This window comes from Micromonospora sp. NPDC047812 (assembly GCF_040704175.1).
Lineage (GTDB): Bacteria > Actinomycetota > Actinomycetes > Mycobacteriales > Micromonosporaceae > Micromonospora.
Map to the genome: position 1 here is coordinate 459118 of NZ_JBEYRY010000003.1, position 18603 is coordinate 477720.

The window sequence follows — 18603 nt, forward strand, 5'->3', positions numbered from 1 at the left end:
AGGGCCGACGTCGTCCCGATCGAGATCCACCCTGAGCGACGACAGGAGGCCCGGTGGCCTTTCCGTACCCTCACAGCAGCCCGAAGCAGGCCCCGCACCTCGGCCCGGGAGCGCCCGCGGCCGGGCTCTACGACCCCGCGCAGGAGCACGACGCCTGCGGTGTGGCCTTCGTGGCGGACCTGCACGGGCGGCGCTCGCACGCGGTCGTGGTCAACGGCCTCGACGCGCTCTGCCGGCTGGACCACCGGGGAGCCCGAGGCGCGGAACCCAACACCGGCGACGGCGCGGGCATCATGATCCAGATCCCGGACGCGTTCCTGCGCGCGGTGGTGGACTTCCCGCTGCCGCCCGCCGGCGAGTACGCCACCGGCCTGGTCTTCCTACCCGACGACGACGCCGCCGAGGCCCGCGCCCGCCGCGTGGTGGAGAAGTACGCGCTGGTCGAGGGGGCCGACGTGCTCGGCTGGCGGGACGTGCCGGTCGACCCGGGCGGCCTCGGCGAGACCGCCCTGGCGGCGATGCCCCGGGTGCGGCAGCTCTTCCTCGCCGCGCACCGGCTCACCGACTCGGCGGCCGGGCCGGCCGGGTCGCCGCTGGGCGGCGTCGAGCTGGAGCGGGTCGCGTTCTGCGTGCGTAAGCAGGCCGAGCGGGAGAGCGCCGAGCGCGGCGTGCCGGCATACTTCCCGTCGCTGTCCGCGCGGACCATGGTGTTCAAGGGCATGCTCACCCCCGACCAGCTCCCGGCGTTCTACCCGGAGCTGGCCGACGAGCGGGTGCAGAGCGCGATCGCGCTGGTGCACTCCCGGTTCTCCACCAACACGTTCCCGTCCTGGCCGCTGGCGCACCCGTACCGGCTGATCGCGCACAACGGCGAGATCAACACGATCCGCGGCAACCGGAACTGGATGCAGGCGCGCGAGGCGCTGCTGCGTACCCCGAACCTGCCGGGCAACATCCGCCGGGTCTTCCCCGTCTGCACGCCCGCCGCCTCCGACTCGGCGAACTTCGACGAGGTCCTGGAGCTGTTGCACCTGGCCGGGCGGAGCCTGCCCCACGCGGTGCTGATGATGATCCCCGAAGCGTGGGAGAACGACCCCGACATGGCCGCCGACAAGCGCGCCTTCTACCGCTTCCACGCGAGCCTGATGGAGCCGTGGGACGGGCCGGCCTCGGTCGCCTTCACCGACGGCGACGTCGTCGGCGCCGTGCTGGACCGCAACGGGCTGCGTCCCGGCCGCTGGTGGCGTACGGACGACGGGCTCGTGGTGCTCGGCAGCGAGGCGGGCGTGCTCGACCTCGACCCGGCCCGGGTGGTCGCCAAGGGCCGCCTCCAGCCGGGCAAGATGTTCCTGGTCGACACCGTCGCCGGCCGGATCGTGCACGACGAGGAGATCAAGGCGGAGCTGGCGGCCGAGCAGCCGTACGCCGACTGGCTGCACGCCGGCCTGATCGAGCTGACCGACCTGCCCCCGCGCGAGCACACCGTCTACACCCACGACTCGGTACGCCGCCGCCAGCAGACCTTCGGCTACACCGAGGAGGAGCTGAAGATCCTGCTCGCGCCGATGGCGCGCACGGGCGCCGAGCCGCTCGGCTCGATGGGCACCGACACCCCGATCGCCCCCCTGTCCACCCGGCCGCGGCTGCTCTACGACTACTTCCACCAGCTCTTCGCGCAGGTCACCAACCCGCCGCTGGACGCCATCCGCGAGGAGCTGGTGACCAGCCTGGCGTCGACCATCGGGCCGGAGGGCAACCTGCTCGACCCGGGCCCGGCGAGCTGCCGGCAGATCGTGCTGCCGTACCCGGTGATCGACAACGACGAGCTGGCCAAGATCCTCTCCATCGACGAGGACGGCGACCTGCCCGGGTTCAAGGCGGTCCGGGTCTCCGGGCTCTACCGGATCCGCGAGGGCGGCGCCGGGATCAAGGCCCGGCTCACGGAGATCTGCCGGCACGTCTCCGAGGCCATCGAGGACGGCGTACGCATCCTGGTGCTGTCGGACCGCGACTCCAACGCCGACCTCGCCCCCATCCCGTCGCTGCTGCTCACCGCCGCCGTGCACCAGCACCTCGTGCGCGAGCAGACCCGCACCCAGGTGGCGCTGATCGTCGAGTCCGGCGACTGCCGCGAGGTGCACCACGCGGCGGTCCTGATCGGCTACGGCGCGGCGGCGGTGAACCCGTACCTGGCGTTCGAGTCGGTGGAGGACATGATCTCCACCGGAGCGCTCGTCGGCACGGACCCGGCGAAGGCGGTGCGCAACTACGTCAAGGGCCTCGGCAAGGGCGTCCTGAAGATCATGTCCAAGATGGGCATCTCGACGGTGTCGTCGTACTGCGGGGCGCAGGTCTTCGAGGCCGTCGGGCTGGACGCCAAGCTGGTGCAGCGCTACTTCCGGGGCACCCCGAGCAAGATCGGTGGGATCGGGCTGGACGGCATCCACGCCGAGGTCGCCGCCCGGCACGCCGTGGCCTGGCCGCCGCCGGGCGCCGAGGCCACCGGCCGGCTGGAGGTGGGTGGCGAGTACCAGTGGCGCCGCGAGGGCGAGCTGCACCTGTTCAACCCGGAGACGGTCTTCCTGCTCCAGCACGCCACCCGCAGCCGCCAGTACGACGTCTTCCGCCAGTACACGGCCAAGGTCGACGAGCTGGCCGCGAAGGCCGGCTCGCTGCGCGGGCTGTTCACCCTGCGTACCGGCGTGCGGCCCCCGGTGCCGATCGACGAGGTCGAGCCGGCCACCGAGATCGTCAAGCGGTTCGCCACCGGCGCCATGTCGTACGGGTCGATCTCGGCGGAGGCGCACGAGACCCTGGCGATCGCGATGAACCGGCTCGGCGGCAAGTCCAACACCGGCGAGGGCGGCGAGGACGTCGAGCGGCTGCACGACCCGACCCGCCGTTCCGCCGTGAAGCAGATCGCCAGCGGCCGGTTCGGGGTGACCAGCGAATACCTGGTCAACGCCGACGACCTCCAGATCAAGATGGCGCAGGGCGCCAAGCCCGGCGAGGGCGGGCAGCTGCCCGGCAACAAGGTCTGGCCGTGGATCGCCCGTACCCGGCACGCCACCCCGGGCGTCGGCCTGATCTCCCCGCCGCCGCACCACGACATCTACTCCATCGAGGACCTCGCGCAGCTCGTGCACGACCTGAAGTGCGTCAACCCGTCCGCGCGGGTGCACGTCAAGCTCGTCAGCGAGGTCGGCGTCGGCACCGTGGCGGCGGGCGTGGCGAAGCTCAAGGCCGACGTCATCCTGATCTCCGGCCACGACGGCGGCACCGGCGCGTCGCCGCTGAACTCGCTCAAGCACGCCGGCACCCCGTGGGAGCTGGGGCTGGCCGAGGCGCAGCAGACGCTGCTGCTCAACAAGCTGCGCGACCGGGTCACCGTGCAGGTCGACGGGCAGCTCAAGACCGGCCGGGACGTGCTGGTCGCGGCGCTGCTCGGCGCCGAGGAGTTCGGCTTCGCCACCGCGCCGCTGATCGTCGAGGGCTGCGTCATGATGCGCGTCTGCCACCTCGACACCTGCCCGGTCGGCATCGCCACCCAGAACCCGGTGCTGCGGGAACGCTTCACCGGCCGGCCGGAGTTCGTGGAGAACTTCTTCCTGTTCCTCGCCGAGGAGGTCCGCGGCTACCTGGCCGAGCTGGGCCTGCGGTCGATCGAGGAGGCCATCGGGCAGGCCGAGCTGCTCGACGTCGCCCCGGCGATCGCGCACTGGAAGGCCGGCGGGCTCGACCTCACCCCCGTACTGCACCTGCCGGAGCTGCCGGCCGGGGCCGCGCGCCGGGGCGTACGGGCCCAGGACCACGGGCTGGAGCTGGCGCTGGACAACGAGCTGATCGCCCTGGCCGGGCCGGCGCTGCGCGACCGTACGCCGGTGCGGGTGGCGGTGGCGGTGCGCAACGAGCACCGCAGCGTCGGCGCGATGCTCGGCGGCGAGGTGACCCGCCGCTTCGGCGGGGCCGGCCTGCCCGCCGACACGATCGAGTTCACGCTGCGCGGCACCGCCGGCCAGTCGTTCGGCGCGTTCCTTCCGGGCGGGGTCACCCTCCGGCTGCACGGCGACGCCAACGACTACGTGGGCAAGGGCCTCTCCGGCGGTCGGCTCATCGTGCGGCCGGACGCCGCCGCCCCCTTCCTCGACGGCGACGCCCCGCCGGGGCAGCGGGCCGAGGACCAGACCATCGCCGGCAACACCATCCTCTACGGGGCCACCGCGGGCGAGCTGTTCCTGCGCGGCCGGGTGGGGGAGCGGTTCGCCGTACGCAACTCGGGCGCGGTGGCCGTCGTCGAGGGCGTCGGTGACCACGGCTGCGAGTACATGACCGGCGGGACCGTGGTGGTGCTGGGCCCGACCGGCCGCAACTTCGCCGCCGGCATGTCCGGCGGCACGGCCTTCGTGCACAAGCTGGACCGCCGCCGGGTCAACACGGAGCTGGTCGACCTGGCGACGCTGTCCGAGGAGGAGCAGGCGGTGCTGCACGAGCTGGTGCAGCGGCACTTCGCCGAGACCGACTCGGCGGTCGCCGAGGGGCTGCTCAAGCGCTGGCCGGAAGCGGTGGCGGAGTTCACCGCCGTGGTGCCCCGGGACTACCGCCGGGTGGTGGAGATCATGCGGGCCGCCGAAGCCGCCGGCCGCGACATCGACGACGCGGTGATGAGCGCGCTCTCCGCGCCCGCCGCGAAGTCCGTGCCGACCATGCCCGCCCCGCGGGTGACGGTCCAGGAGGTGGCTCGTGCCTGACCCGAACGGTTTCCTGCGCTACGACCGGCGGCTGCCCGCGCGCCGCCCGGTGCCGGTGCGGATCAGCGACTGGCGCGAGGTGTACCCGCCGGCCGGCGAGGAGCTGATCCGCGAGCAGGCGACGCGCTGCATGGACTGCGGCATCCCGTTCTGCCACGACGGCTGCCCGCTGGGCAACCGCATCCCCGACTGGAACGACCTGGTCCGCACCGGCAGCTGGGACGCCGCGGTGGACTCGCTGCACGCCACCAACAACTTCCCCGAGTTCACCGGCCGGCTCTGCCCGGCGCCCTGCGAGGCGGCCTGCGTGCTCGGCATCGGCGGCGGCGCGCCGGTCACCATCAAGCAGGTCGAGGTGGAAATCGCCGACGCGGCCGTCGCGCGCGGCGGGCTGTCGCCGCGCCCGGCGTCCACGCCGACCGGCCGGTCGGTCGCCGTGGTCGGCTCGGGGCCCGCCGGCCTCGCCGCCGCGCAGCAGCTCGCCCGCGCCGGTCACGCCGTCACGGTGTACGAGCGCGACGACGCTATCGGCGGCCTCCTGCGGTACGGCATCCCCGACTTCAAGCTGGAGAAGGTCCACATCGACCGGCGCGTGGCCCAGCTCTCCGCCGAGGGCGTGCGCTTCCGTACCGGGGTGAACGTCGGCGTCGACGTCACCGCCGAGCAGTTGCGCGCCGAGCACGACGCCGTGCTGCTCGCCTGCGGCGCGCTCCAGGGCCGGGACACCCCGGAGACCCCGGGTCGCGGGCTGCGCGGCGTGCACCAGGCGATGGACCACCTCGTCGCGGCCAACCGGGTGGTCGCCGCGGCGGCGGGCGGCCGGCCCGACACGGCGGTGCTGCCCGACGGCAAACCGATCGACGCGGCCGGGAAGCACATCGTGATCATCGGTGGCGGCGACACGGCGGCGGACTGCCTGGGCGTGGCGCACCGCCAGGGCGCGGCCGGCGTACACCAGTTGGACCTCTACCCGCAGCCGCCGCAGGCCCGGGACGAGGCCCGGGACCCGTGGCCGACCTGGCCGTGGCTGCTGCGCAGCTACCCGGCGCACGAGGAGGGCGGCGAGCGGGTCTTCGCCGTCGCGGTGCAGGAGTTCGTCGACGACGGCACCGGCCAGGTGCGGGCGGTGCGGATCGCCGAGGTCACGGTGGAGAAGCGCGACGGGCGGCGCATCGTCACCCCGCTGCCCGGCTCGGAGCGGGAGCTGCCGGCCGACCTGGTGCTGCTGGCGATCGGCTTCGAGGGCACCGAGGAGCAGCCGCTGCTCGACCAGTTCGGGGTCGGCCGCAACGCGCGCGGCGCGATCGACGCCCGGCCCGACTGGCAGACCGGCGTCGACGGCGTCTTCGTGGCCGGCGACATGCACCGGGGCGCCTCGCTGATCGTCTGGGCGATCGCCGAGGGCCGCGCCGCTGCCGCCGCCATCCACGCCCACCTGGGTGGGACGGGCGCCCTGCCCGCCCCGGTGGACCCGGCCCGCCAACCCCTGGCCGCGCGCTGACCGGCGATCCCGGCTTGTCCCGGGCGGGCCTGTCCCGGAGAGACCTGTTCCAGCGGCCTGTCTCGGGCGGGCCTGTCTCGGGCGGGCCTGTCTCGGGCGGGCCTGTCTCGGGCGGGCCTGTCCCGGGCGGGCCCGCCCCGGGCGGGCATGTCGCCGGCCTTGCTGGCGCTCGACGCCCTGCCGGTTGTTCGGTGTCCGCGCTGTCGAGCTGATGTCGTAGACGGATCAGGCATCGGCTACGCCGTGCACACCCTGGGTGGGCGCAGCTCGGGGTTGGCCGGCGTCCGTCACGAGGACGGCGGGTGAATCGTCTACGACATCACCTCGACAGCGTCGACGCAGGCATCCCGTCCGGCGCGTGCGCGGTCCGCCCCTGGCGCACCGGGTGCGGGTGCCCGCCCGTGAGCCGGGCGGGCACCCGCACCCGCTCAGCGGGTCAGGAGCCGGTGTGACTCGCGGAGCTTGACCCAGGACTTCGGTTCGGCCGGCGGGCCGGCCTTGCGGGCCGCGCCGGCCACCTCCGGACGACCGGGGGTGAGCAGCCAGGTGGTGAAGAAGTCGTCCAGGTCCAGGCCGGAGATCCGTTCGGCCAGGGCCTGGAACTGGGCGGTGGTGGCGTTGCCGTGCCGGTGCGCGGCCGTCCAGGCCGGCAGGAGCGCGAAGAACGCCTCGTCGCCGATGGCCAGCCGCAGCTGGTGCACCGTCATCGCGCCCCGGTCGTAGACCGCCGCGTCGAAGATCCTGCCCGGTCCGGGCGCGCCCGGCGGCACCTGCCAGAACTCGTCGTCGGCCGGGTAGCTGGCGTACGTGAAGTCGAACAGCTCCTGCGCGGTGCCCTCGCCCTGCTCCTCCGACCAGAGCCACTCCGCGTACGAGGCGAAGCCCTCGTTCAGCCAGATGTCGCTCCAGTCGGCCAGCGAGACCGAGTTGCCGAACCACTGGTGCGCCTGCTCGTGCACCACCACGTAGGTGTTGGCGCCCCGGCGCCAGAAGCCCGGCCCGTACACCGGGCGGGTCTGCGTCTCCAGTGCGAAGCCGATGCCGTCGACGGGCCCGGCCACGCCGCCCTGCGCCTCGAACGGGTACGGCCCGAAGAGCCCGCTGCACCACTCGACGACCTCGGCGGTGCGCTCGATGCTGGCCCGCGCGGCCGGACCCAGCTCGCCGAGGCCGGCGCTGTAGGCGTTGACCACCGGCTGCCCGTTCGGCGCCGTGTCGGTGACGATGTCGTACTGGCCGATGGCGAGGAAGGACAGATAGGTGGCGGTCGGTGAGGTGGTCCGCCAGCTCCACCGGGTGCGGTTGCCCGCCTCGGCCAGCGGCGGGCGCGGCTGGACGCCGTTGCTGATCACCTCGACTCCGGTCGGCACCGAGACGGAGACGTCGAAGGTGGCCTTGTCCAGCGGGTGGTCGTTGCTGGGGAACCACCACCAGGCCGACTCCGGCTCGTTCACCACCATCGCCCCGTCGGCGGTGCGGGTCCAGCCGGTGTAGCCGCCGACCAGCGTCTCCGACGGCACGCCCGAGTAGCGCACCACGATGGTGAGCTGCTGGCCGGCCGTGACCGCGCGGCGCGGGGTGACCGCCAGTTCGTGCACGCCCTCCCGGGCGGCCGTGGCCTGCCAGCCGTTGACCCGTACCGACTCGACGTCGAGCAGGAAGTCCAGGTTGAACCGGGACAGGTCGCGGGTGGCCCGGGCCAGGATCGTGGTGGTGCCGGTGAGCAGGTCGGTGGCCGGGTCGTAGCGCAGCCGGACGTCGTAGTGCGCGACGTCGTAGCCGCCGTTGCCGTAGTCGGGGAAGTAGCTGTCGCCAAGTCCCGGGCCGCCGGGTTGCGGTGCGGCGGCGGGGACGGGCCGGCCCGGGGCCGGTGGGGCGGCGTGGCCGGGGGCGCCGGCGACCAGGCCGCCGGCGGTGGTGACGGTCAGGGCGGCGATGGCCGCCGTGAGAGCGCGTCGCACGGGGTGGACTCCCTCCGTCGGGGTGTACGCACCGGCCAACCTAATCGACGATCGTGAACCTTGTTGGTCCCGCCGCCCGATCCGACCCATTCCATTGATTCGAATGTTTCGATAGCATTACCGCCTGGTAACAAGCACCCGTCCCTGGCCACGCGCGCGGTCACCGGCCCCACCGTCCCCTGCCCCGTGGAGGTCCCGCATGCCCCACCGTCCGCTGGCCCGCGCCCTCGCCGCGCTGGTCGCCCTGGCCACCGCCGCCCTCGGCGCGGTGCTCGCCCCCGGCACCGCCCAGGCCGCCGCCGCCGTCAACTACGTGGCCCTCGGCGACTCCTACTCCTCCGGCGTCGGCGCCGGCCCGTACGACCTCTCCACCTGCCTGCGCAGCCAGAAGTCGTACGCCCCGCTGTGGGCCGCCGCCAACGCGGTCACCAGCTTCACGTTCCCCGCCTGCGGCGGCGCCGTCACCTCCGACGTCATCAACGAGCAGGTCGGCTCGCTGAGCACCAGCACCACCCTGGTCACCATCACCATCGGCGGCAACGACGCCGGCTTCGCCGACGTGATCACCAGTTGCCGCTTCGGCAGCACGTCCACCTGCACGAACGCCGTGAACGAGGCCAAGGCGTTCGCCACCACGACGCTGCCGGGCCGGCTGGACGCCACGTACGCCGCCATCCGCGACCGGGCGCCCAACGCGCGGCTGATCGTGCTCGGCTACCCCCGGCTGTTCGAGACCGGCTCCTGCGGGCTGCTGGCGATGAGCACCTACAAGCGGACCATCCTCAACGAGGCCGCCGACGTGCTCGCCACCGTCATCTCCGGCCGGGCCGCCGCGGCCGGCGCCACGTTCGCCGACACCCGGCCGTACTTCGCCGGGCACGGCGTCTGCGCGGCCGACCCGTGGATCCGCGACGTCAGCGGCGTCATCGAGGCGTACCACCCCGACGCCGACGGCTACCGCCTCGGCTACCTGCCCGCCCTCAACGCCGTCACCGGCTGACCGCACCGCCGGGCGGGGTGACGACCCGCCGCGCCGGGTACCGGCCCGCGCCGGCGACCCCGACCCACCCCGCACCCGCGGACGGGCCCCTTCCCACAGGTCGCCGACCAGTGAGGGGGCCCGTCCGCGCGCCATCGTGGACCGTCCGCCCGCCGACGCGCCCGCCTCGCCACTGTCCGGGTGTCGCCGCTGTCCGTTAGGGTCCTTGGGGACCAGGCGGGGCGACGGCGACGGGAGCAGAAAGTGGGCAGGCTCGCGTCGGCGTACGGGCAGGCGGTCGCGGCGCACCGGGCGGCCCGGGCGCACCTCGACACCGCCCGCCGGGCGCTCGCCGGGCAGCCGCCCCAGGCCGCCCCGGCCGGCGCGTCCGAACTGGTCACCCGGCTCGCGGCGCTCGGCGGCGCGCTCGCCACCCCGACCCCCGGGGCCACCCCCGTGACCGCCGCCCCCGTGCCCGTCCGTGTCGGCGATGCGTCCACACCGGACGGCGCTTTTCCCGTCCTCGTGCCGCTGGGCGGCGGCCACCACCTCGCCGTCGACGCGGACGCCCGCGACCCCCGGGTGGCCGGCCTGCTGCGGGCGCTCGTGCTGCGGTTGCTCGCGACCGCGCCGACCGGCGGCGTGCGGGTCGCCGGCATCGACACCGCCGCGCTCGGCGCCACATTCGGGCCGCTGCGCCCGCTCATCGACGCCGGCGTGCTCGACCCGCCGGCCACGGGCGAGGCCGAGGTGGCCGCCCTGCTCGACGCCGCCGAGCGGCACGCCCGCACCGCCCGGCACGCCGACCGTCCCGACCAGGAGCTGCTGCTGGTCGTCGCCGCGTCGGCGCCGCCGCCACGCGAGGCGGCCCGACTCGCCGCGCTCACCCACGCCGGGCCGGCCGCTGCGGTCTGCGTGCTGGTCGCGGGCCGGCCCACCGCCGCGTCGGCGGAGCCGGCACCGCAGCTCGGCGCCACCACCACGATCCGGCTAACCGAGCGGTACGCCCACGTCGGCGACCCGCCCGGGGCCCCGTTCAGCCACGACGGCACCGGCCTGGCCGCCCCCGTGCTGCTCGACGGCGACCCGCCGGCCGCGTCGGTGGCCGCCCTCGCCGCGCACCTCGGCGACGCCGCCCGACGCAGCGACGCCGTCGGCTTCGCCGAGCTGCTGCCCGAGCGGCGCTGGGTCGAGTCGGCTGGCAACGGGCTGCGCACCGTCGTCGGCCGCGCCGGCCGCGACCGGGTCACCGTCGCCTTCGACGACGCCACCCCGCACTGGCTCGTCGGCGGGCGCACCGGCGCCGGCAAGACCGTCTTCCTGCTCGACGTCCTCTACGGGCTGGCCGCCCGCTACTCGCCGGCCGAGCTCCAGCTCTACCTGCTCGACTTCAAGGAGGGGGTGAGCTTCACCGAGTTCGTCCCCACCCCCCGCGACCCGTCCTGGCTGCCGCACGCGCGGGCGGTCGGCATCGAGTCCGACCGGGAGTACGGCGTCGCCGTGCTGCGCGAGCTGCGCCGCGAGCTGTCGCGGCGGGCCACCACCCTCAAGCGGCACGGCGTCACGAAGCTCGCCGACCTGCCCCGCGACACCCCGCTGCCCCGCATCGTGGCGGTGATCGACGAGTTCCACGTGCTCCTCGCCGGCAACGACGCGCTGGCCCGCGAGTCGGTCGACCTGCTGGAGGAGCTGGCCCGCAAGGGCCGCTCGTACGGCGTGCACCTCGTGCTGGCCAGCCAGAGCATGACCGGCGTCGAGGCGCTCTACGGCCGGGCCGAGGCGATCTTCGGCCAGTTCGCGCTGCGGGTGGCGCTGCCCGGTGGCGGCGGGGTGCTCGACCCGCTGAACGAGGCCGCCCAGACCCTGCCGGTCGGCTCGGCCGTGCTCAACACCGCGGCCGGCGCGGTCGGCGCCGACACCGTCGTCCGCTTCCCCGACGCGCACGCCGCCGCCGGGGAGCTGGCCGGGCTGCGCCACGAGCTGTGGCAGGCCCGACCGGCGGGCGGGCGTCCCCCGTCGGTCTTCAAGGGCTACGAGGCCGCCCACGTCGAGGACGACCCGACGTTCGCCGGGCTGCGTCCGGGCGGGCGCCGGCCGCTGGCCCTGGTCGGGCGTACGGTCGACGTCGAGGGCACCTCAGCGCTGTTCATGATGGACGCGACCCCCGGCCGGCACCTGGCCGTGGTCGGCACCTCGGCCACCGGCGCGGAGGTGCTGCGCGCGGCCACCCTGAGCCTCGCCCGGCAGCACGCTCCGGGCGACGCCCGTTTCCTGCTCGCCGCGCTGGTGACCGCCGCCGAGCCCGCCGCCGACGACACCGCCGCGACCCTGGCCGCCGCCGGCCACCCGGTCGACCGCCTCGACGCGACCGGGCTGCGCCGCCACCTCGGCACCCTCGCCGCCGCACCGTCCGCTCCCGACGAGCCGGGCGGCCCCGCGGCGGACGGCAGCGCCCCGGTGGCCGGCCGCACCTATCTCGTCGTCTTCGGCGTCGACGCCGCCAGCGGGGTGCTCGCCGCCACCGACCCGGACACGTTCCGCTCCGGCCACGACGACCTGCGAGCCGTGCTGCGCCAGGGGCCGGGGCAGGGGACGCACCTGCTGGGCTGGTGGCGCGGGCTGCGCCGCCTCGCCGACGACCTCGGCGGCGCCCACAACCGCGACGACGTCGCCTGCCTGGTCGCCCTGAACGTGCCCGGCGCCGAGCTGGGGCTGCACCTCGGCGTGCACGACCTCGCGTACGCGCCCCGGCCCGACCGGGCGCTCCTGGTCGACCGGCACGACCAGCGCACCCGACTCATCGTGCCGTTCGCCCGCGACGGGCACGGCCCGGACGGGGAGGACTGAGGCGTGTCCACCTTCGACGAGTACGCGGCGCTGGCCCGGCAACTCGCCGAGCGGCGGCGGGCCGGCGAGCGCGGTGCCGCCGCCGACGCCGACCGGCGCCGCAACCTGCATGCCGCCGCGGACTACCTCCAGCACCGGCTCACGGCCCAGGGGCAGCGCCTCGACCAGCTCGGCCAGGCCATCGGCATCCCGGCGTCCAGCGTCCCCACCGGCCCCGCCCCCGCGCCGCCCGCCGCGCCGGGGACCGCACCCGCACCGCAGGCGGGGCCGCACGGAACCGGCCAGCACGCGACCGCGCCACACGGCGGCGAGCCGTCCGTCGGGCCGCACGGCAGCGCGCCGCAGGCGCCCATCGTCCCCGGCTCCGGGGCGCCCGCCGCGTCGGGCGGCGACGGAGGTCGCGGTGGGGCCCCGTTCGCCGGCGCCGGACCGGGGGAGGGGGAGTCCGCCAGCGCAGCCGGCGCGCCGGGGCGGCCGGGCGTCGGGGCGTACCCCCAGGTGGGGGTGGGGGAGACGAGGCTGGCGTTGCCGACGGCGGTGAGCCCGGCGGCGGGCGGGGTGCCGGCCCCGCGCCCGGCGGAAGTCGACCCGACCGTCGAGCTGGAGCTGGCCCGACGCTACGCCGACGAGTCCGACCGGCACGGGCAGCAGACCGAGCTGCTCGCGCAGCGGCCGGCGCTGCTGCCGGACTGGTCGCCGGTGGCCCGGGCGGTCGCCGTCTACGCGGGCTGCGCGGCCGTCGGCGCGATCCTCATGATGATCATGGTGTTCGCCTCCGGCGTCGGGCTGGTCGACGGCTTCACCCTCGGCGCGTGGATCTGCGCGGGGCTGCCGGCGCTCTCCTTCTTCGCCGGCTACCTGGTGCTCGGCCGCTGGGGGCGACCGGCCATGGTCGCCGGCACCCCGCCCCGCTACGTGCACCTGGGCTTCCTGATCTGCTTCGCGGCCGTGCCGGTCGCCTACGTGGCGTTCCTGCTGCTGTTCCGCGTCCTACGCTGAGCAGGCTCCACACCGGCCCATCGACGCGTCGGAGATCCCGCCACCGCCACCGGTGTCTCCTGGTAATGGGCAGCCGGGCCTGTCGAGCTGCCCCGCCCACGAGACCACCTTCCAGTACGGGCCCGCGACGCTCGCGGGATGTCACCGGTGGAACACCAGGGGTGTCACCGGGGTCGGGAGGCAACCATGGTGTTCCACCGACCGCTGGCTCGCCCTCGCGCCGGACACCGGTGGCCGCCGCCAGCCGGTGTCGTGCGCGAGGTCGCCGTGCCGCTGACGTGTTCGTGGGGGTGCCCGGCGGCTGTCAGTGGGATCGGATGGGCACCCAGTCCGTGAAGCGCCTGTGCAGGTCCGTCGACTGCGCGCCGGGGATCTGCTGGGCGAGCTGCTCGGCGGCTTCCTCCCGCAGCGTCACGAGGTGCACCATGAGCCCTGGCATGTCGCCCCGGTACCTCGCGAGGAGAAGCAGCTTCGCCGGGGAGCAGGGCCAGGCGATCCCGCAGGCCCGGCAGCGCCACGTCGGGCGGGACGGCACGTGGTCGCGGAGCGACGTGCTCACCGGCTGGTCCTCGCGTTTCGCCGGGCCGGAGTGCGGCGCGCGGCCGAGGGCGTCTGCGTGGGACGCATCCCGTCGGGCCGCACGTACAACTCGCGGCGGTCGGTCGCCTGGCCGCGCGCGTCGAGCTGGTACGCCTCGATCCACGTCCAGCCGTGGTAGGTGACCAGGTCGGTCCGCTCGCGGATCACCCGTACCGTGATCGGCGTGGCGAACTGCGGCGACGCCTCGCGCGTCAGCAGGTACACGCCGGGGCTCACCCGGGGCGTGCCGTCCTCGCGGGTGCCGGCCGTCGCGGCGGCGGGGCGCGTCGCCCAGTGCGACGCCGGTACGGCATTCGCGGGCCTCGGCACGGGCACGGACGCCTCCTTCCGTCGGTGAGTTGGAACGGGGGTCGCTGCGGATGCTCGCCAGCAGCGACCCCCGTGACGTGCGCGCCCGCGAGGTCGGGGGGACCGATTCCGCCGGGCGCGACGCCCTCCTTCCACCCTGGACGAACGCCCCCTAGGCTCGGAACAGTCACCGCCCGATCGCGGAACGTAGTAGGTGGTCCGGGGCTGGCGGGGAACGGTGCGGAGAGTCGTGGAAGGGCGTGGAGGTCGTGGGAATCTCGCCGTCGGAGTACCTTCTTCGTGAGCTGCGGCGGCGCCGGGCGGCCGCCGGGTTGACCCAGGCGCAGCTCGGTGAGCTGGTCTTCTGCTCGGACTCCCAGGTGAGCGCGATCGAGACCGGTACGAAGCCGCCGACCGCGCCCTACCTGGCCGCCGTCGACAGGGCGCTGGACACCGGCGGATACTTCGCGACGCTCTGGAACGAGCTGGTCAAGGGCGACGCCGCGCCAATCTGGCTGCGCGAGTGGATACAAATCGAACGCGAGGCGACCGCGCTGCGCTGGTACGAGCACGCGTTCGTGCCGGGACTTCTCCAGACCGAGGCGTATGCCCGAGCGACCTTCCGGGCGGCGCGGACGCCGGTCGCCGAGTTGGACCAGCGGGTCGCCGCGCGGATGGAGCGGCATGCGGTGCTCGCCCGGCTGCCGAGCCCTCAGCTCTTCGTGGTGCTCGACGAGATGGTCGTCCGGCGGGAGTTCGGCGGTCCCGGCGTGATGGCCGAGCAGCTCGAACACCTGCTGACCTGCGCCGAGCAGCCGCATATCCAGGTGCAGGTCGTGCCGCTGTCCGCTGGCGTCTACCCAGGACTGGCCGGAACGTTCATCCTGGCCGACCTGCCTGACGGCTCGCGTGCGGGCTGTGTGGACCATCAGTTGGAGTCCCAGACCACCGGGCAGCCGGACGCGATTGCCCGCCTAGGGCTGGCGTGGGACGCTGTGCGAGGCGAAGCCCTCCCGCTGAGGCAATCCCTCGACGTGCTCAAGGAGGCGGCGAAGACATGGACAAGCTGACCGGTGCGCGCTGGCGCAAGTCGTCCCGCTCGTCGACCAACGGCGGCGTGTGCGTCGAGGTGGCCGACAACCTGCCCGGCGTCGTCGGCGTACGGGATTCGAAGGACCCGGCCGGTCCCGCGCTGGTCTTCACCCCGACGGCCTGGCGGGCCTTCGTCGCCCGGCTCGCCGACCGCGCCTGACGCTCGGCTGACCGAGGCGGGCGGCTGTCGCCTGACGACGCGGACGCGCCGCTGCCACCCGAGCCGTCGCGTGGAGAGCGTGGCAGCACCCCGGACGCCGTACGTGGACGATGCGTCGACCGGACACCCCGTATGATCGACGGCGGTTTATGTCCGTTGACCACGGGGGTTTCGATGGGAATTCGACGAGGAATAGCCGGACTGGTGGCCGTGGCGTCGGTGGTGGCCGGCGGGACCGGCCTGCCGTCGGCCGCGTCGGCGGCGGAGGTGGCCGCGACGGCGGCCGACGTGGGCCCACCGTGCGTGCGGGAGAACCTGACGCTGCCCGCCGGGTCGTGGCAGCGGATCGACGTCGTCCACGCCGACCCCAGCGGCCGGTTCCAGCTCGCGTACGGGACCGACACCTCCTGGCGCGAGCACGTCGTCCGGTGGGACAACGGCGTGCCGGCCAACCTCGGCACGCCGCCCGGATCGCTCGGGGAGATCAACGCGCAGGGCGACTTCGTCGGCAACAGCTACTCCGAGGACGGGCTCTACCGCAGCACCGCGTGGCGATACTCGGCCGGTCAGGTGACCACGCTGCCGGGCCTGCCCGACAGTGTGCAGACCATCGCGAGCGCCATCGCCGGGGACGGCACCGTGGTCGGGTGGGTGCGGTCCGCCGACGGGCGAGCGACGGCGGTGACCTGGGCCCCGGACGACACCGTACGGGCGCTGCCGGGTGCCGGCGACAGCCGGGCGATCGACGTCGACGCCGACGGCACCGTCATCGGTTTCGTGGCCGGCAAGCCGGTGCGGTGGGCGCCCGACGCCCAGCCGGAGCAGCTGCCCGGCTACGCGGGCGACCCGGACGCGTTCTGGGAGCTGGCCGGGATCAGCGCCGGTGTGGTGGTGGGCCAGGAACACACCGGGAACACGTCGCTGGCTCTGACGTGGGCGCCCGGTGCGGCCCCGACCCTGCTCGCCGAGGGGGCGGTGACGCACGCGGTCAACGCGCGCGGCTCGGTCGCCTACGAGCAGACGTACGAGAACAAGCAGTGGCTCCGGCGGGACGGCGTCGACCGGGCGCTGCCGTCCGGGTCGTCGCCCTATTCGATCACCGACGTCGCCGCGCTGACCGACGACGACATCGCGTACGGCAACGTCTCCTCGACCCCGGTCCGGTGGGTCTGCGCCTGACCGGGTCGGTCCAGCTCCGAGCGTGACGCGGAGGCCCGGTTCGGATCTCCGAACCGGGCCTCCGCCGTAGCTGCCAGCCAGGCGATCAGGCGCGCTCGACGATGACGACCGGGATCTCCCGGTCGGTCTCCTTCTGGTAGCGGGCGTAGGTGGGGAAGACCTCGGTCATCGCCTCCCACAGCCGGGGCCGCTCCTCGGCGGTGGCGGTGCGCGCCGTGCCCCGGAACTTCTCGGCCCCGACCTGCACCTCCACCTGTGGGTCGGCGCAGAGGTTGAGGTACCAGTTCGGGTGCCGCGCCGCCCCGCCGTTGGACGCCACCAGCAGGTAGCGGTCGCCGTCGCGGCCGTAGATGAGCGCGGTCCGCCGCAGCGTGCCCGACCGGCGCCCCCGGGTGGTGACCAGCAGGGCGTCGTAGCCGTGGTACTTCCCGCCGTCGGCGCCGTCGGTCTCCACGTAGCGGCGCACGTGACTGGCCACCCACTCGACCGGGCTGTCCTGAATGGTTTCCCCCATCGACACAGCCTAGCGGTGGCACCGTGACGGCGAGGCCCGCGCCGGGGATGGTCAGGGGTCGGTGAGCAGCAGCCAGTCGTCGTCGAGCGGGGCGACGGCGGTCCCTTCGGGCCACACGTGCGGGCCGGCGGCCGTCGCCCGCGCCTGGTCCACCAGCGGACGCCGGGCGAACGTCGCCCCGTCGAAGGTGACCGGGCCGAGGAAGCGGGCCCGGCCGAAGTTCGCCGCCCCCTCGAACCGGGCCCCCTCGAACCAGGTCTGGTCGCCGAACTCGGTCCACCGGAACAGGGCCATGTCCGCGAAGCGGGCCGCCTCCGCGTGCGCCTGCACCCGTTCCCGGTGCGCCTGGTCCTGTGCGGCGACGGCCTCCTGGTGCCGCTGGGCCCGCTCGCTGATCCACTGGCGCCGGGCGGCGAGCAGCAGCGCGAGCCCGCCGCCGGTGCCGGCGACCACGGTCAGCCCGGTGCGGATGGCGTCGATGCGCAGTGTGGCGCGGGTGTCCGGCTGGGCGGCGCGGTCGGCCTCGCCGAGCAGCCAGTCGAGCACCAGCCAGCCGAGCAGCGCGGCGAGAAGCAGCCCGACGACCACCAGCCACCACGGCATCACCCGCAGCGGCTCTTCGCGGGGCGGTGTCGGACGCACGGGTCACAGCATGCCACCGCACCCGGGCCGGCGCGGGGCACCGTCCGCCGTGGACGGACTCCGCCGGGATTGCCGGTTTGTGCTTCCGGCGCGACAAGGGGTTACCGGGCCGTAACTTGTGATTGACGTTTGTGGATTAGGACCATCATCATCGTCTCCACGATCGATCGGAACCGCCCCCACCCCCGCCCCGCCCGGTTGCACCGGGTTCCTCCATGGGAGGTGCAGCTTTGCTGCTCCGAAAGATCGTCCCCGCCCTCGCCGTCATGGTCGCCGCCGTGCTCGCCGCCCCCGCCACGGCCGCTGTCGCGGCCCCCGACCGGCCCTCGGCCAGCACCGACCGGAGCGCCGCCGACCCGGCCGCCTCCGCCTCCGGGGACAGCGTCACCAGCACCGCCGCCGAGATCGCCGCCGCCGCGGCAGGTAACCCCGTCATCGTCGTCGGTGGCCTCAGCGGCATCGCCTCCGCATACGGGCCGCTGGCCTCCCGGCTGCGCGTCGACGGGTACCGGGTCTGGGTCTACCAGCTGCCCAACCTCGGGCTCGGCGACATCCCCACCTCGGCCCGCGCGTTCAGCAGCTTCGTCGGGCAGGTTCGCGCATCGACCGGCGCGGCGAAGGTCGACGTCGTCGCCCACTCCGAGGGCGGCCTGGTGTCCCGGTACTTCATCAAGAGCCTGGGCGGGGCCAGCAGCATCGACCGCTACGTCAGCCTCGGCACCCCGCAGTACGGCACGTACGTGGCCAACATCGTGAAGTTCCTCGGCCTGGGCAGCTGCGCCGGCATCGTCGCCTGCCAGCAGATGTCGATCGGCTCGTCGTTCCTCGCCGGCCTCAACGCGGGCGACGACACCCCCGGCGCGGTCCGCTGGACGGCGGTGCGCACCCTCCAGGACGAGCTGGTGCGCCCCGTCGACAACGCCACACTGGCCGACGGGGCGACCAACGTGCTGATCCAGTCGGCGTGCCCCCTGCGGGTCGTCGGGCACCTCGGCCTGGTGCTCGACGGCACCACGTACACGGTGATCCGGCAGGCGCTGCGCGGGGAGGCGATCCGCCCCAACTGCCTCGCCCTGTAGCGCTCACGCGGGAG

At 74.6% G+C, this 18603-nt stretch carries 14 protein-coding genes; 9 read left to right on the forward strand and 5 right to left on the reverse strand.

Annotation, left to right across the window (positions count from 1 at the left end; all coding sequences use genetic code 11):
- Positions 1-53: 53 nt before the first annotated feature.
- Positions 54-4748 carry a glutamate synthase large subunit gene (gene gltB / locus AB0883_RS17165; RefSeq protein WP_366642101.1) on the forward strand — a complete coding sequence of 1565 codons (4695 nt, stop codon included), beginning with the start codon at positions 54-56 and terminating at the stop codon, positions 4746-4748.
- Complete coding sequence (locus AB0883_RS17170) at positions 4741-6249, forward strand: glutamate synthase subunit beta (protein WP_366642102.1); 1509 nt, start codon at positions 4741-4743, stop codon at positions 6247-6249. Before gltB ends, AB0883_RS17170 begins: the two co-directional genes overlap by 8 nt.
- Before the next feature lie 428 nt (positions 6250-6677).
- On the opposite strand, the gene AB0883_RS17175 is transcribed toward AB0883_RS17170, so the two are convergent.
- Positions 6678-8210 (reverse strand): M1 family metallopeptidase, encoded by a 1533-nt coding sequence (locus tag AB0883_RS17175; RefSeq protein WP_366642103.1) that lies wholly within the window; start codon positions 8208-8210, stop codon positions 6678-6680.
- A gap of 199 nt (positions 8211-8409) precedes the next feature.
- Here AB0883_RS17175 and AB0883_RS17180 point away from each other — a divergent pair, with 199 nt between their 5' ends.
- The 3 genes from AB0883_RS17180 to AB0883_RS17190 all read left to right on the forward strand — a co-directional run bounded on the left by AB0883_RS17180 (position 8410) and on the right by AB0883_RS17190 (position 13035).
- On the forward strand, positions 8410-9210 hold the full coding sequence (locus tag AB0883_RS17180) for an SGNH/GDSL hydrolase family protein (protein WP_366642104.1): 801 nt from the start codon (positions 8410-8412) through the stop codon (positions 9208-9210).
- Positions 9211-9453: 243 nt separating this feature from the next.
- The gene (locus AB0883_RS17185; RefSeq protein WP_366642105.1) at positions 9454-12036 is read left to right on the forward strand and encodes an FtsK/SpoIIIE domain-containing protein; all 2583 of its coding nucleotides are present in this window, start codon (positions 9454-9456) and stop codon (positions 12034-12036) included.
- Between the two features lie 3 nt (positions 12037-12039).
- Positions 12040-13035, forward strand: coding sequence for a hypothetical protein (locus AB0883_RS17190; RefSeq protein ID WP_366642106.1), 996 nt, complete (start codon positions 12040-12042; stop codon positions 13033-13035).
- Between the two features lie 304 nt (positions 13036-13339).
- Here AB0883_RS17190 and AB0883_RS17195 read toward each other — a convergent pair whose 3' ends face one another.
- Both AB0883_RS17195 and AB0883_RS17200 read right to left on the reverse strand, forming a co-directional pair.
- Complete coding sequence (locus AB0883_RS17195) at positions 13340-13594, reverse strand: flavin reductase (RefSeq protein ID WP_366642107.1); 255 nt, start codon at positions 13592-13594, stop codon at positions 13340-13342.
- A complete protein-coding gene (locus tag AB0883_RS17200; RefSeq protein ID WP_366642108.1) occupies positions 13591-13950 on the reverse strand; it encodes a hypothetical protein in 360 nt (119 codons plus the stop codon). Before AB0883_RS17200 ends, AB0883_RS17195 begins: the two co-directional genes overlap by 4 nt.
- 242 nt (positions 13951-14192) lie before the next feature.
- Here AB0883_RS17200 and AB0883_RS17205 point away from each other — a divergent pair, with 242 nt between their 5' ends.
- From AB0883_RS17205 to AB0883_RS17215, 3 genes are all read left to right on the forward strand, one after another.
- Positions 14193-14993 carry a helix-turn-helix transcriptional regulator gene (locus AB0883_RS17205; protein ID WP_366642256.1) on the forward strand — a complete coding sequence of 267 codons (801 nt, stop codon included), beginning with the start codon at positions 14193-14195 and terminating at the stop codon, positions 14991-14993.
- On the forward strand, positions 14981-15175 hold the full coding sequence (locus AB0883_RS17210) for a DUF397 domain-containing protein (protein ID WP_366642109.1): 195 nt from the start codon (positions 14981-14983) through the stop codon (positions 15173-15175). Before AB0883_RS17205 ends, AB0883_RS17210 begins: the two co-directional genes overlap by 13 nt.
- A 174-nt stretch (positions 15176-15349) precedes the next feature.
- Positions 15350-16354, forward strand: a complete 1005-nt coding sequence (locus AB0883_RS17215) for a hypothetical protein (RefSeq protein WP_366642110.1) — start codon at positions 15350-15352, stop codon at positions 16352-16354.
- 85 nt (positions 16355-16439) lie between these two features.
- Here AB0883_RS17215 and AB0883_RS17220 read toward each other — a convergent pair whose 3' ends face one another.
- Together AB0883_RS17220 and AB0883_RS17225 are read right to left on the reverse strand one after the other, a co-directional pair.
- Positions 16440-16868 carry a nitroreductase family deazaflavin-dependent oxidoreductase gene (locus tag AB0883_RS17220; RefSeq protein WP_366642111.1) on the reverse strand — a complete coding sequence of 143 codons (429 nt, stop codon included), beginning with the start codon at positions 16866-16868 and terminating at the stop codon, positions 16440-16442.
- 51 nt (positions 16869-16919) lie between these two features.
- Positions 16920-17510, reverse strand: coding sequence for a pentapeptide repeat-containing protein (locus AB0883_RS17225; RefSeq protein WP_366642112.1), 591 nt, complete (start codon positions 17508-17510; stop codon positions 16920-16922).
- Between the two features lie 230 nt (positions 17511-17740).
- Here AB0883_RS17225 and AB0883_RS17230 point away from each other — a divergent pair, with 230 nt between their 5' ends.
- A complete protein-coding gene (locus tag AB0883_RS17230) occupies positions 17741-18589 on the forward strand; it encodes an alpha/beta fold hydrolase (protein ID WP_366642113.1) in 849 nt (282 codons plus the stop codon).
- Positions 18590-18603: the final 14 nt, after the last annotated feature.